Source organism: Type-A symbiont of Plautia stali, assembly GCF_059731155.1.
The window spans coordinates 579,376-592,175 of the sequence record NZ_AP035891.1; the positions used below are offsets into that span (position 1 = coordinate 579,376).

Genomic DNA, 12,800 nt, shown 5'->3' on the forward strand with positions numbered 1-12,800 from the left:
CGCGGCATCCGCCCGCCTTAGCGCTGACGCAGCAGGCGCAGTGCGTTGGCGGTGACCAGCGCGGTGGCACCCGAATCGGCCAGCACCGCCAGCCACAGGCCGGTAAAGCCGAGCAGCGTGGTGACGAGGAAAATAGCCTTCAGCCCCAGCGCCAGCGCAATATTCTGACGGATAATGGCGCGCGTGCGGCGTGCCAGCTGCACGGTGCGCGGCAGAATCGCTAGGTTATTCTGCGTCAGAGCCGCATCGGCCGCTTCCAGTGCCACATCGGTGCCGCTGCCCATGGCAATCCCCAGCGTTACGGCCTTCATGGCTGGCGCATCGTTGATGCCATCGCCGACCATCGCCAGCGGCTGCTGTTCGCCCAGTTCACGCACGGCGGCTACCTTATCCGCAGGCAACAGACCGGCGCGATAGGTGATGCCGAGTTCGGCGGCGGCGCGCGGATTATCGCCGGTCAGCATCACGCTGCGAATGCCCAGCGCCAGCAGCCCAAGCGGCTGTGCTTCGCGCAACACCACCACCACGGTTTTGCCCTGTGCCTCCAGCTGCGCAATCTGCTGCTGCTGCGCGTCACTCAGCGCCGCCGCATCACGCGGTGCCAGCAGTTGGTGCACCACGCCGTCGATCTGTGCGCGAATGCCGCTGCCGGCCAGCGTTTGCTGATGCTGCGCCGGCGGAATCACCTGCTGCTGGCGCTGCGCTTCCGCGACTATCGCCCGCGCCAGCGGATGGCCTGAGCCCTGCTCAATGGCGGCCGCGAGGCTAAGCAGCTGTTGCTGTGCATCCGCGCCAAACGGCTGCACGTCGGTAACCTGCGGTTTACCGGCGGTCAGGGTGCCGGTTTTATCAAACGCCAGTGCCTGCACCCGGCTGAGGCGTTCGAGCGCCGCGCCGCCTTTAATCAGCGCGCCTTGGCGAGCCGCCGCTAGGTCGGAGGTGATAGCGGCAGGCGTGGAGATCACCAGCGCGCCTGCGGCGGCGAGGGTCATCAGGGTTTCAATGCTGAACGGCGAGCCGCTGCGTATGGCCTGCCACGCGCTGCGGGCTACCGGCGCCAGACCGACCAGCGTGGTAAGCACAAACAGGCGATCGCCCCACAGCGGCGTGAGCTGGCTCAGCAGCCATCTGGCGATCATCAACAGCGTGAGCAGGATGAGCGCCGCATTATCGTGCCAGCGGCGCGCGGCCGGTGCGGGGCTCTCGGTGGATTTCAGGCTAAAGCCGGCGTGGTTAACGGCCTGTTCAATAGCCGGACGAATATCGCTGTGCGCCTCCACCAGCAGATTTTCACTGGCGAATATCACCCGCGCGCTGGCGACCTGCGGCAGCTTTTGCACGGCGGTTTCGATTTTGCGGGCGCAGCTCGGGCAGTCCATGCCGGCAATCTGCCAACGGAACTGGTACGATGCGGACGCGCGCCTGTCGCTGTCGGCGTCGCCGCCGGGACTGTCGTCATCGCTGGTGCCGCAGCCGCAATCGCTGGACGCGGCCACTGGCTGCGCGGCGGAAATCTTCAGGGATGCAGGCTGAACGCTGCGTACCGCGCACAGCGGTTTTGGCTGACGGTGTGATTTGCCACAGCGGCAAGAGTGGGCATGTTGATGCATGTGACCTCCGGTTGCGGAAGCGGGCCGTTGCCCGCAGTCTGCATGCTATACTCTAGAGTGGACTCCAGAGTATAGCGGTGAGGTCACTTTTTTCAGTACAGCCACAGTGAACGTACAATCATGAAGTGACCGGCGAAGTAGCAGGCGGCCACGATGGTGCTGTCAGCGCTGAAGCGGCGGCGATAGTGCGAGATAAACCACACGATGTTAACCAGCAACAGCAGCACGGCACCCACCAGCAGCGAGATACTGTAATCGGTCGGACGGAAGAAGTAGTTTTCCGCCGCCATCCAGTTCATCACCAGCGTCATCCCAATCAGCGTAGAGATTGGCCAGCGCAGCGTATCCAGTTTTGACCAGATGATGGCGATCACGATGATACCAATCACTAGGAAGGTGAGCGGAATCGGCCAGAAGAAGCTCATGGTCATGTGCGCGGCAAAGCTGATGGTGTACAGCAGATGCGAAAGGAAAAAGGCGCCGAGCGTATACAGCATCTGCTGACGCGGCAGCAGGGTTAACGCATCGCCCACTAGTGTGGCGACCAGGCCAGCCAGAATCAGGTAGTCGGTGGTGTTAAGCATGGGAGCCTGCCACGCCCAGGCAACCAGCAACAGCAGCGTAACGGGTTTGAACAGCCAGCGCTGCCACTGCGGGCCGCGGTAGGAGGCATCGACATACAGCCAACCGGAAAAAAGGACTGCAAGGAAAGACCAAAGCATTTTTTCTCCCTTTTGTGAACGTGTCGCCCACATTGATGAATTTTCCCAAAATCACGATCTCAGTTTAAGTTACTGGCGGCAAATGTGACAATCGGGCAACTCTGGTTGTATGCTTTGGCGTCTTTTATCTGTTAACCCCCGACGTAAAGTGCGAGAGAAAACATGAGCAAACCACCGCTAATCTTTTTTATCGTCCTGGCTGTAATTGCCATCCTGGCAACCCGTCAGTTTATCAAGCAGCGCCGCGAAGCCGCGGTCAACGACGCTTTACCGGTGCGCTCAATGAGTGTGGAAGTGAAAACCAAGCGAGAGTTTCCGGCCCCCAATCGCCGTTCGCGTCAGCGCGAAGAGATTGTGGCGGAAGAGATGACGTATGAAGCCTGGTTCCATCCGCTGAACGGCGCCGGTGATTTTAAGGTCAACGTCAGCGCCAGCGATTATCACCAAATGGACAAAGGCGTGAAGGGCAAGCTGAAAATGCAGGGCACGCGCTTTGTCAGCTTTACCCCGGCGCAATAGGCGCTAAAGCGCACGGGGCTGATGCCGCGCGCGCTGCCTTGCGTTACGACGGATAGTGCTTTTTCTGCCACGCCAGCAGTTCAAATACGCCAAAGAAGAAGATTTTCGCCTGCGTGGCGCGGCTCAGCTTTGGCGCTTCCTTCGGTTGCGTGGCACGCAGCAGCACCAGCTGCAGGCCGTGCATCACCACCATAAAGAACAGCGCGACGTGGACAAAGTAGCGCAGCGGCGTCGGAAAGGGGTGCACCAGGTTAAGCAGCAGAAATGCCCAGACGCAAATCATCAGCAAACGTCTCAGATTAAGCCACATCATCGGTCTCCTGTTGGCGTTGATAGAAGCGATAGGCCACCTGACCGGCAATCTTCTCGCGATACAGATCCCAGTTAGCCGGTGCCAGCGGGGTGCCGTGTTCCACTTCGCTCTCAACATAAATCAGCGCGTGGGCGGCGAGCCAGCCATTGTTTTCCAGCAGCGTTAGCGTCTCCTGCAGCAGGCCTTTGCGGAACGGCGGATCAACAAACACCACGTCGAATGGCTCGCCGGGCTGGCTTAGCCACTGCAGCGTATTGGTCTGGACGACGCTGGCGTTCGTGGCGCGCAGCGTGTGCAGGTTTTGCGTCAGCTGCTGCGCCACGTTACGTTCCAGTTCCAGCAGGGTCGCGGAGGCGGCATAGCGCGACAGCGCTTCTAAGCCCAGCGCACCGCTGCCGGCATAGCAGTCGAGGCAGCGCGCCTGCTGGATATCCGGCGCCAGCCAGTTGAATAGCGTTTCACGCACGCGATCGGTGGTCGGGCGTAGGCCGGCGCTGTCCGGCACCGGCAATTTGCGGCCGCGCCACTGTCCGCCAATCAGGCGAATCTGGCCTGCCGCGCCGCTGTTGCGGGGGGATTTACTCATTTCGCTCAGAACTCGTCATAATTTGTTGCGTAGTTTAACGGGCGTAGCAGGCAGAAGAAACGTTAAAAAAGGGTGCTGTGGTGCGCTGGCAGGAAAGTGTTAGACTACTAAGTTGATAAAGCGGACGTAATTGCCTGATTTTTACGCCGCTCACGCGCGAAAAAGTGAATTTTTTATCCTCTGGGAACAGCGTGCTACCGGGAATAAGCCATCGAGGAGTGTGGTCACACAATGGCAAAAGAGAAAAAACGCGGCTTTTTTTCCTGGCTGGGCTTTGGCAAAGAAGAGCAGCAGCCAGCGGAAGAGCAGGCGCAGCAGCAGCCGACAGAACAACCGGCACCCGCCGCTGAAGAGAGCGCGTTAGCAAGCGCCGAAGCGCAGGCCGCCGGGACCGTGATCGTCACTGAACAGGTGGCAGAACCGCAGGCCGAATCGCCGGTTCACGCCGACGCTGAAACTCATCCCGTCGCGGAAGTAGAAACCGCATCCGAATCCGACGCTAACGCTGATGACGCAGAAATCGCTGCAGTCAGCGCGATTGAAGAAGAGGTACTGCCGGAAGATCATCCGCAGCCGGAGGCGATGCCGGTTGAAGAGGAGCTGCAGGCTGAAGAACTGATTATTGAAGCACCGGTTTTATCTGAGGAGCCTCAGCCAGAGGACACAGACGCACCGCTGAGCGATGAAGAGCTGGAAGCGCTGGCGTTAGCGGAAACCTATGCCGAAGACGCGGCAGAAGAGCGCGTGGCGACAGACACCGTTAGCGATCTGCCGCTGGCGGCCGCGCCGATTGTGGCCCAGGAGCAGGAGCGCCCCACCAAAGAGGGCTTCTTTGCCCGCCTGAAACGCAGCTTGGTTAAAACGCGTGAAAACCTTGGATCCGGCTTTATCAGCCTGTTCCGCGGCAAAAAAATCGATGACGACCTGTTTGAAGAGCTGGAAGAGCAGCTGCTGATTGCCGATGTCGGCGTGGAAACCACGCGCCGCATCATCACCAGCCTGACGCAACAGGCCAGCCGTAAGCAGCTGCGCGATGCCGAAGCGCTGTATGGTCTGCTGAAGGCTGAAATGGCCGGCATTCTGGAAAAGGTTGATGCCCCGCTGGACGTGGCGGGCAAAACGCCGTTCGTTATCCTGATGGTCGGCGTTAACGGCGTGGGTAAAACCACTACCATCGGTAAGCTGGCGCGTCAGTATCAGGCGCAGGGCAAGTCCGTCATGCTGGCGGCGGGGGACACCTTCCGCGCGGCGGCGGTAGAGCAGCTGCAGGTATGGGGCCAGCGCAACAATATTCCGGTGGTCGCGCAGCATACGGGCGCGGATTCCGCGTCGGTAATTTTTGATGCCATTCAGGCGGCGAAATCGCGCCACGTTGACGTGCTGATCGCCGATACCGCCGGCCGCCTGCAGAACAAAGCGCACCTGATGGAAGAGCTGAAAAAAATCACCCGCGTGATGAAGAAGCTGGACGAAGAGGCACCGCATGAGGTGATGCTGACGATTGACGCCAGCACCGGCCAGAACGCCATCAGCCAGGCGAAGCTGTTCCACGAAGCGGTCGGCCTGACCGGCATCACCCTGACCAAGCTCGACGGCACCGCAAAAGGTGGCGTGATCTTCTCGGTTGCCGATCAGTTTGGCATTCCGATTCGTTATATCGGTGTCGGGGAAGGCATCGAAGATTTACGGCCGTTTAAGGCCGCCGACTTTATTGAGGCACTGTTTGCCCGAGAGGAATAATTGGCATGATTCGCTTTGAAGAGGTCAGTAAGGCTTATCTGGGAGGACGCCAGGCGCTGCAGGGCGTGGATTTCCATTTGCGTCCCGGTGAGATGGCGTTTCTGACCGGCTACTCAGGCGCGGGGAAAAGTACCTTACTGAAGCTGATTTATGGCATTGAGCGCTCGAGCGCCGGGCAAATCTGGTTCAGCGGTCACGATATTTCCCGGCTGCGTCACAGCGAAGTGCCTTTCCTGCGCCGCCAGATCGGCATGATTTTCCAGGATCACCATCTGCTGATGGAATGGTGATCGCGATTTCGCTGACGCTGCCCAGCGTGTGCTACATGGTGTGGAAAAACGTCAGCCAGGCCGCCGCGCAGTGGTACCCGGCGCCGCAGCTGACGGTTTACCTCGACAAAGCGCTGGATGACACGGCGGCAGAGAACGTGACCGCCGAGCTGAAAAAGCTCGATGGCGTGGACAAGGTGAACTACCTGACGCGTGAAGAGGCGCAAAGCGAGTTCCGCAACTGGTCCGGCTTTGGTGGCGCGATGGATATGCTGGAGCAGAACCCGCTGCCGGCGGTGGCGATCATCACGCCGAAGCTGAACTTCCAGAACTCCGATACCATGGCCAATCTGCGCGACCGCGTGGCAAAAGTGCAGAGCGTGGATAAAGTGCGCATGGATGACAGCTGGTTTGCGCGTTTAGCCGCACTCACCGGGCTGGTGGGGCAGGTGGCGTCAATGATCGGCCTGCTGATGGTGGTTGGCCGTGTTCCTGGTGATTGGCAATAGCGTGCGCCTGAGCATTTTTGCCCAGCGCGACACCATCAACGTGCAGAAGCTGATTGGCGCGACCGATGGCTTTATTCTGCGGCCCTTCCTCTACGGCGGCGCGCTGCTCGGTTTCAGCGGTGCGGTGCTGTCGCTGATCCTGTCGGAAGTGCTGGTGCTGCGCCTGCAGTCGGTGGTGGCGCAGGTCGCCTCCGTCTTCGGCACCAGCTTCGCGCTGGAGGGCTTTTCGTGGGATGAAGGTCTGCTGCTGCTGCTGTTAATCGCAGCCATCATCGGCTGGATTGCCGCCTGGCTGGCGACGGTGCAACATTTACGTCGTTTTACGCCGCAGTAACCCATAGCAACGATTTTTTGATATACTTTTCCTCTGCTGCCGACGACCTGGGAGCAGAGGATTTCTCCGATTTCTCGCGCCGTCATCTGTGTGTAAAATATTCACTGCCACAATTGAACTTGTGGGTAACTTTGACGTCCAAGTAGCACAGATTGCTTTTGGTTTTCACGCGTCGTTGACATAATGTAACGTCTGCGCAGGGAAACGAGCGGCAAGTCCATTGAATTTGTGAGGGTTTGAATGACCAAAGAAATGCAAAATTTAGCGATTGCTCCTCTGGGCAATCTGGAATCTTACGTCCGGGCTGCTAACAACTGGCCGGTATTAACGGCAGAAGAGGAAAAAGCACTGGCTGAGCGGCTGCATTACCAAGGCGATCTGGATGCAGCTAAGACGCTGATCCTGTCTCACCTGCGCTTTGTTGTTCATATCGCTCGTAACTATTCCGGTTACGGCCTGCCGCAGGCGGACCTGATCCAGGAAGGTAACATCGGCCTGATGAAGGCGGTGCGTCGCTTCAACCCGGAAGTCGGGGTGCGTCTGGTGTCGTTTGCCGTGCACTGGATCAAAGCGGAGATTCACGAGTACGTGCTGCGTAACTGGCGTATCGTGAAAGCTGCCACCACCAAAGCACAGCGCAAACTGTTCTTTAACCTGCGTAAAACCAAGCAGCGTCTCGGCTGGTTCAATCAGGATGAAGTCGAAATGGTGGCGCGCGAGCTGGGTGTCAGCAGCAAAGACGTGCTGGAAATGGAGTCGCGCATGGCGGCCCAGGATATGACCTTCGACATGTCGTCTGATGACGATGCGGGCGAAGGCAAGCCGATGGCACCGGTGCTGTATCTGCAGGATAAAACCTCTGACTTTGCCGACGGCATCGAAGAGGATAACTGGGATGCGCACGCCGCTGACAAGCTGAGTGACGCAATGCTGAGCCTCGATGAGCGTAGCCAGCACATTATCCGCGCCCGCTGGCTGGATGATGACAACAAAACCACGCTGCAGGAGCTGGCCGACCAGTACGGTGTGTCTGCCGAGCGCGTGCGTCAGCTGGAAAAGAACGCCATGAAGAAACTGCGTATGGCGATTGAAGCCTGATTAACGGCTGACAGATAAATGGGGCGACCAGCGGGTCGCCCTTTTTTATGCGCGCAATAACAGGCGGCGACGCATGACCTGTGCGGATTGCAGCACGGTCGCCATAAATGGCGACCCTTATATCCCGATCATTCTCCTCCGGGTATGATGATCCCCGACTGATCATCGGGAAGTTGCTGGTGAGATGGGGGCGACCCCTGGGCATAAAGCCTGCTTTGTGGATTCATCCCCGGCAACTTAACTCCCGCCTTCAAGACCGGACGGTATCCTGTGCCCCGAGCACGCATCCATAAGGATGGTCATGGCGGTTTCCCTGTGCTGTTAAGGAGAATCTATACAAACCCGTATGCCTGTCGGCATTGATATTGCCTCCGGAAAGTTTGATGTGGCCGTCTGGAAAGGCGACACGTCTTACAAAACCAAAGTCTTTCCCAACACCCCTAAGGGCTTTATCGCCCTGAAAAAATGGCTGGAGCCGTTCGGCTGCTGCCATATCTGCATGGAGGCTACCGGCGCGTACAGTGAGCCGCTGGCCACCTTCCTGCACGACGAAGGCTATGATGTCAGCGTGGAAAATCCTGCGCGCATCAGGCGCTTCGGGCAGGCCGAGCTGAGCCGGAATAAGACGGATAAAGACGATGCGCGCATGATAGCGCGCTACTGTAAACTGCACGGCCCATCGCTGTGGCAGCCGGCGCCGCTGAATGAACGCAGGCTGAAAGCGCTGGTGAAGCGCCTGACGAATCTTCAGGAAATGCGGCAGATGGAAGAGAACCGGCTGGAGGTATCGGATGCGGTGGTGCAGCCCTCAATCCGCGTGGTCATTGCGGCGCTGGATGCGCAGATAGACGAAACGAAGCGGGCAATAAACGACCATATTGACAATGACCCGGGCCTTAAAAAGAACAGGGAACTGCTGGAGTCCATCCCGGGCGTGCTGGGCAGCACGATGCTGGCGTATATGGGGGACATGTCGAGGTTCAGCAGCAGCAAGGCTCTTGTGGCGTGGGTGGGGCTGAATCCGATGCGGCAGGAGTCCGGTGAGTGGAAGGGCAAAAGCAGGATATCGAAGATGGGCAACAGCGCGATGCGCAAGGCCCTGTACATGCCAGCGATAGTGGCGATGAAGTGGAATCCGGCGGTAAGTTTGCTGAAGAAGCTGCTGCAGCTGGCTTATGGTGTGCTGAAGTCGGGTCGTCCGTTCGATGCCGAAATATGTCTTGCCAGGTAACCGGCAAGACGGTATCTACGGGGTACTGCGGTTTTTTTACAGGGTGCGCATTGATGCGCACCTTGCCACGCGTTGCCCTGAACGGTTACCCGCGTGCACCCTTCATCAGGTCGCGCTTCATATCGATGATATTCTGGTAATCCGCGACGCTGGCGGCGCCGATGTGCTGGGCACCGCCCACCGCTTTAACAAAGCAGTTGTGATCTTCCTTATCCAGCTTTTTGATCGCGGCCACCACTTTCGCTTTGAAGTCAGCGGGCAGGTTATTACTCACCAGAATTGGGCCGTTAGGAATCAGCGGCGACTGCCAGATGATGCGAATCTGCTTCATCAGATCCGGGTGATCCATACGAATCAGACGACCAAAGGCACCCGAGGTATAGCCACTGTTGTAATCGCCAATCAGCGACGTCCAAGTCACCGCGCCGTCGAACTGGCCGTTCAGCACGCCGAGGATGTCCTGCTCGTGGCCACCGGAAAACGTCACGCTGGAGAAGGTGTTGTTGTACTTATCGTCCACCGTACCGCCAAACTCTTTCTTAAAGGCCTGATTGGGCATCAGAAAGCCGGAGGTGGAATCCGGATCGGCCATGCCAAACGATTTACCTTTCAGTTCTTCCAGCTTCTTATACGGGCTGTCGGCTTTGACGATCACCACCGAGTGGTAACCTTTCGAGCCATCTTTGTCGTCCACCACGATACCGACGATATCCACGGTCTTCGGGTTTTGCAGGTAGACCGAGGCGTAAGACGCCGGCGACATGCTCAGCACCATATCGATCTTGTTGCCCAGCAGCCCCTGAATCACGCCGGCATAGTCAGACGAGTTGCGCAGCTGCGTATCCACGCCCAGCTCTTTGTCGAAGAAGGTTTTCACACACTGGTTATCACCAATCTGCTGGGTGGCGTTCTGCCCGCCCAGAATTCCCAGGTTCAGCTGTTTCGGTGCATCCGCTGAGTTAACGCCAAAAGCCATCAGAGCGCCTGTCAGTAAAGCTAAAGCAGTCAGTTTCATTGTGAGATTTTCTCTTGCCGTGGGAGTTAGTGGAGCTGGTTAATTTCGTCGCCGTACAGCGCATGCAGCAGGATCGATTTGCCTGCGCCCGAGCGGCCGATTACCGCCACCAGCTCGCCCGCATGCAGATCGAAACTGACATCATCCAGCACGCGGTTATCACCGAAGGCTTTGCACAGCCCCTGCACCGGCAGCACCTTGTCGCCATGGCGCTGGGCAGGATGTGCATTGTCGACGACGGTTTTGAGTAATGCCTGTGCCATGTTGCGCTCCATCTCTTCTGAGGTGTTGATTGCCCGTTATTACGGACACTGGCGATGAAGGTCTGATGACAGAACCATGATTAAACGGTGACAGCGTCGCGCAAACCGACAGCAATCTGCTGGCCGTCGAACGGTACGCTGACGTTTTCCGGTAACGCATTGTCCAGCAACCAGTTATCTATCTCATGTGACAGGTGCACCAGCCATGCCTGGCGCGGAGCCAGCCGGGCCACGATGTGCAGTGCGCGGGTGACGTCGTTGTGATTACGCACCGTGACGCGCATAGCGCGGCTGCTGCCGGGCGCGTTCACAGGCGCGGCAGTCGCAGCCGAACAGCGGCGCGGCCTGCACGCCGCCCGTACCGAGAAAGGTCAGATTCATGGCGGATGCTCCAGTAACTGGCTCAGCTGATGGAGCGTGTCGATCAGCGCGCCATTGTTGTTGAGCGCGTCGCAGTGGGCAGGCAGCGGTTCTGCCGCGCGCGCCAGCCGTCGCTGAATGTCGGCTTAACTTTCGCGCCCGCGCTGGCGCAGCCGTGCCGCCAGCACGGCCGGCGAAACCTGCAGCACCAGCGGCAGCAGCTGCTCGCCGTAGTGCTGGCGCACGATTGGCAGATGCAGACGTGAACCGTTGACCAGCACGTTGAGACCGCGCGCCAGCCAGTGATCGATCTCCTCGCCAAGTGCGTAGCTCAGGCCGTGCGCGCGCCAGCTGATGGCGAACAGGCCGAGCGCTTCACGCCGGCGGAATTCGGCTTCGCTCAGCGCCACGTGGTTTTCACCGCCGGCATCGGCCGGACGCGTAATATAGCGATGGGCAATCACCAGCTTGTCCGGCGGCGCCTCGCGCAGCGCGTTCAGCAGGCTGTCTTTACCCGAGCCCGAGGGCCCGGTCAGCCAGATGAGGCGCGCCATCAGAACACCAGCCTGCCCTGTGACCAGACGTGGCGAATGTGCACATAACCGTGATCGGTGTGTGCCAGCACCAGATCGGCGCGCAGCCCTTCCGCAATCGTGCCGCGATCGTGCAGGCCAATCGCCTGTGCCGGGTTGCGCGTGACCAGCGCCGCCGCCTGCGGCAGCGTCAGCGCATTACGCTCGTCGGCCACCAGGCGGAATACCGCATCCAGCAGGCTGGCCGGATAGTAATCCGACGAGAGGATGTCCAGCAGGCCGTGGCTGGCCAGCTGCCACGCCGCGACATTGCCGGAGTGCGATCCGCCGCGCACGATGTTTGGCGCGCCCATCAGCACCCGCATGCCGCATTCGCGCGAGGCACGTGCCGCTTCCAGCGTGGTGGGAAACTCGGCAATTGCGCTGCCCACTGCGTGTGACTCCGCGACGTGCGCCGCCGTAGCATCATCGTGGCTGACAACCGGAATACCGCGCGCCTGACACAGGCCAGCGATGGCGTTACAGTTCGGCGTGGAGTATTCGGCAGCCAGCGCCAGCTGTTCGCGCTCAAACTGATCCATCTGCTCATCGTTGAGCTGATATTTGCCCTGATAGTAGGTGCGGTACATCTCCAGCGACGCATACTGGCGCTGGCCCGGAGAATGATCCATCAGCGACACCAGCGACAGCTCCGGGGTGCTCATCAGCGCTTCAAACAGCGGCAGCGTGGTGTGATGCGGTAGCTCACAGCGCAGGTGCAGCTGGTGGTCGGCGCGGTTGATGCCCTTGAGGTTGCTGTCCTGAATCGCCGTAATCATTTTGCTCAGGTTTTCAAGGCGATGACCGCCGTCGCGCACGTCATCGACGCCGATGGCATCCAGTACCGTGGTGATGCCGCTGACGACCTCATTTTCCAGCACCAGCCGGACATTATTCACGATCATGCCTGTACTCCTGTGTGCATCGGCTGCATGACGTGCAGGCGGTCGGCCACCCGGGCGCGCACCGCTTCGTCATGGAAAATACCTACGATAGCGGCCCCGCGGGCGCGCGCCTGTTCAATCAGCTCCACCACCGCCGCGCTGTTAGCGCTGTCGAGTGACGCCGTGGGTTCATCCAGCAGCAGCACCGGATAGTCAGCGATAAAGCCGCGTGCGATGTTGACGCGCTGCTGTTCCCCGCCGGAGAAGGTCGAGGGTGCCAGCGACCACAGGCGCTGCGGCACGTTAAGACGCGTCAGCAGTTCGCGGGCGCGCTGTTCACAGCAGGCGCGTTCGACGCCGCGCTCCAGCAGCGGCTGCATGACGATCTCCAGCGTCGGTACGCGCGGAATCACGCGCAGAAACTGGCTGACCCAGCCGACGGTGTCACGGCGGATCGCCAGCATCTGACGCGCCGGTGCCTGTGCCAGATCGACCCACTGGCCGTGGTGCTGCAGCCAGATGTGACCGCTGTTGGCCTGATAGTTACCGTACAGCGCATGCAGTAGCGTGGATTTACCGCTGCCGGAGCGCCCGTGCAGCACACCACGCATTCGCCGGCGGCCACCTCAAGGCTGGCGTGCTGCAGCACCGGCAGCTCGGCGCTGTTCTGGTTGTGCAGCACAAAGGTTTTGCTGAGATTCTCTACGCGCAAAATGGGTTGCATGTTGATGTCCTGATAATGATTCGTGCACACATAGTGAGTAGTGCGCATTGA

Annotated in this window: 11 protein-coding genes and 6 pseudogenes; 6 read left to right on the forward strand and 11 right to left on the reverse strand. The window is 59.5% G+C overall.

The genetic code is table 11. The features are described 5' to 3' along the window. Positions 1-17: 17 nt before the first annotated feature. Both AC6I8M_RS03040 and AC6I8M_RS03045 read right to left on the reverse strand, forming a co-directional pair. On the reverse strand, positions 18-1,610 hold the full coding sequence (locus AC6I8M_RS03040; RefSeq protein WP_058948989.1) for an HAD-IC family P-type ATPase: 1,593 nt from the start codon (positions 1,608-1,610) through the stop codon (positions 18-20). A 92-nt stretch (positions 1,611-1,702) separates the two neighbouring features. Continuing rightward, a complete protein-coding gene (locus tag AC6I8M_RS03045) occupies positions 1,703-2,332 on the reverse strand; it encodes a lysoplasmalogenase (RefSeq protein WP_010615907.1) in 630 nt (209 codons plus the stop codon). A 162-nt stretch (positions 2,333-2,494) separates the two neighbouring features. On the opposite strand from AC6I8M_RS03045, the gene AC6I8M_RS03050 reads away from it, so the two are divergent. Continuing rightward, positions 2,495-2,851: a DUF2500 domain-containing protein gene (locus tag AC6I8M_RS03050; RefSeq protein ID WP_010615906.1), complete on the forward strand. Its 357-nt coding sequence runs from the start codon at positions 2,495-2,497 to the stop codon at positions 2,849-2,851. Positions 2,852-2,894: 43 nt separating this feature from the next. On the opposite strand, the gene AC6I8M_RS03055 is transcribed toward AC6I8M_RS03050, so the two are convergent. Further along, positions 2,895-3,161 (reverse strand): DUF1145 family protein, encoded by a 267-nt coding sequence (locus AC6I8M_RS03055; protein ID WP_010615905.1) that lies wholly within the window; start codon positions 3,159-3,161, stop codon positions 2,895-2,897. Beyond that, on the reverse strand, positions 3,151-3,750 hold the full coding sequence (gene rsmD, locus AC6I8M_RS03060) for a 16S rRNA (guanine(966)-N(2))-methyltransferase (RefSeq protein WP_010615904.1): 600 nt from the start codon (positions 3,748-3,750) through the stop codon (positions 3,151-3,153). The genes AC6I8M_RS03055 and rsmD overlap by 11 nt, the downstream gene beginning before the upstream one ends. 231 nt (positions 3,751-3,981) lie before the next feature. Here rsmD and ftsY point away from each other — a divergent pair, with 231 nt between their 5' ends. The 5 genes and pseudogenes from ftsY (at position 3,982) to AC6I8M_RS03085 (ending at position 8,931) form a co-directional block, all read left to right on the forward strand. Next, the gene (gene ftsY, locus AC6I8M_RS03065; protein WP_498013665.1) at positions 3,982-5,490 is read left to right on the forward strand and encodes a signal recognition particle-docking protein FtsY; all 1,509 of its coding nucleotides are present in this window, start codon (positions 3,982-3,984) and stop codon (positions 5,488-5,490) included. Between the two features lie 5 nt (positions 5,491-5,495). Continuing rightward, positions 5,496-5,774 (forward strand): annotated as a pseudogene (locus AC6I8M_RS03070) (ATP-binding cassette domain-containing protein); the annotation flags it as partial. Beyond that, a pseudogene (gene ftsX / locus AC6I8M_RS03075) lies at positions 5,774-6,602 on the forward strand (permease-like cell division protein FtsX); the annotation flags it as partial. The pseudogenes AC6I8M_RS03070 and ftsX, both read left to right, overlap by 1 nt. Before the next feature lie 240 nt (positions 6,603-6,842). Continuing rightward, positions 6,843-7,700: an RNA polymerase sigma factor RpoH gene (gene rpoH / locus AC6I8M_RS03080; protein ID WP_010615902.1), complete on the forward strand. Its 858-nt coding sequence runs from the start codon at positions 6,843-6,845 to the stop codon at positions 7,698-7,700. A gap of 346 nt (positions 7,701-8,046) precedes the next feature. After that, a complete protein-coding gene (locus AC6I8M_RS03085; protein ID WP_498013404.1) occupies positions 8,047-8,931 on the forward strand; it encodes an IS110 family RNA-guided transposase in 885 nt (294 codons plus the stop codon). Positions 8,932-9,016: 85 nt separating this feature from the next. On the opposite strand, the gene phnD is transcribed toward AC6I8M_RS03085, so the two are convergent. The 7 genes and pseudogenes from phnD to phnL all read right to left on the reverse strand — a co-directional run bounded on the left by phnD (position 9,017) and on the right by phnL (position 12,749). Next, positions 9,017-9,946: a phosphonate ABC transporter substrate-binding protein gene (gene phnD / locus AC6I8M_RS03090; RefSeq protein ID WP_010618389.1), complete on the reverse strand. Its 930-nt coding sequence runs from the start codon at positions 9,944-9,946 to the stop codon at positions 9,017-9,019. A 50-nt stretch (positions 9,947-9,996) separates the two neighbouring features. Next, positions 9,997-10,209, reverse strand: a pseudogene (locus tag AC6I8M_RS03095) (ATP-binding cassette domain-containing protein); the annotation flags it as partial. Between the two features lie 80 nt (positions 10,210-10,289). After that, a complete protein-coding gene (locus AC6I8M_RS03100) occupies positions 10,290-10,493 on the reverse strand; it encodes a carbon-phosphorus lyase complex accessory protein (RefSeq protein WP_010618387.1) in 204 nt (67 codons plus the stop codon). After that, positions 10,474-10,590 (reverse strand): hypothetical protein, encoded by a 117-nt coding sequence (locus AC6I8M_RS03105; RefSeq protein WP_010618386.1) that lies wholly within the window; start codon positions 10,588-10,590, stop codon positions 10,474-10,476. The genes AC6I8M_RS03100 and AC6I8M_RS03105 overlap by 20 nt, the downstream gene beginning before the upstream one ends. After that, positions 10,587-11,123: pseudogene (phnN, locus tag AC6I8M_RS03110) on the reverse strand (ribose 1,5-bisphosphokinase). Before phnN ends, AC6I8M_RS03105 begins: the two are co-directional and overlap by 4 nt. Beyond that, positions 11,123-12,007, reverse strand: a pseudogene (gene phnM, locus AC6I8M_RS03115) (alpha-D-ribose 1-methylphosphonate 5-triphosphate diphosphatase); the annotation flags it as partial. The pseudogenes phnM and phnN, both read right to left, overlap by 1 nt. 35 nt (positions 12,008-12,042) lie before the next feature. Continuing rightward, positions 12,043-12,749: pseudogene (gene phnL, locus AC6I8M_RS03120) on the reverse strand (phosphonate C-P lyase system protein PhnL). Between the last annotated feature and the right edge of the window lie 51 nt (positions 12,750-12,800).

What these genes read in the sequence shown, in the direction of transcription:
- AC6I8M_RS03040 (WP_058948989.1), bottom strand. Translation starts at nt 1,610, where the DNA reads ATGCATCAACATGCCCACTCTTGCCGCTGTGGCAAATCACACCGTCAG.
- AC6I8M_RS03045 (WP_010615907.1), bottom strand. Translation starts at nt 2,332, where the DNA reads ATGCTTTGGTCTTTCCTTGCAGTCCTTTTTTCCGGTTGGCTGTATGTC.
- AC6I8M_RS03050 (WP_010615906.1), top strand. Translation starts at nt 2,495, where the DNA reads ATGAGCAAACCACCGCTAATCTTTTTTATCGTCCTGGCTGTAATTGCC.
- AC6I8M_RS03055 (WP_010615905.1), bottom strand. Translation starts at nt 3,161, where the DNA reads ATGTGGCTTAATCTGAGACGTTTGCTGATGATTTGCGTCTGGGCATTT.
- rsmD (WP_010615904.1), bottom strand. Translation starts at nt 3,750, where the DNA reads ATGAGTAAATCCCCCCGCAACAGCGGCGCGGCAGGCCAGATTCGCCTG.
- ftsY (WP_498013665.1), top strand. Translation starts at nt 3,982, where the DNA reads ATGGCAAAAGAGAAAAAACGCGGCTTTTTTTCCTGGCTGGGCTTTGGC.
- rpoH (WP_010615902.1), top strand. Translation starts at nt 6,843, where the DNA reads ATGACCAAAGAAATGCAAAATTTAGCGATTGCTCCTCTGGGCAATCTG.
- AC6I8M_RS03085 (WP_498013404.1), top strand. Translation starts at nt 8,047, where the DNA reads ATGCCTGTCGGCATTGATATTGCCTCCGGAAAGTTTGATGTGGCCGTC.
- phnD (WP_010618389.1), bottom strand. Translation starts at nt 9,946, where the DNA reads ATGAAACTGACTGCTTTAGCTTTACTGACAGGCGCTCTGATGGCTTTT.
- AC6I8M_RS03100 (WP_010618387.1), bottom strand. Translation starts at nt 10,493, where the DNA reads ATGCGCGTCACGGTGCGTAATCACAACGACGTCACCCGCGCACTGCAC.
- AC6I8M_RS03105 (WP_010618386.1), bottom strand. Translation starts at nt 10,590, where the DNA reads ATGAATCTGACCTTTCTCGGTACGGGCGGCGTGCAGGCCGCGCCGCTG.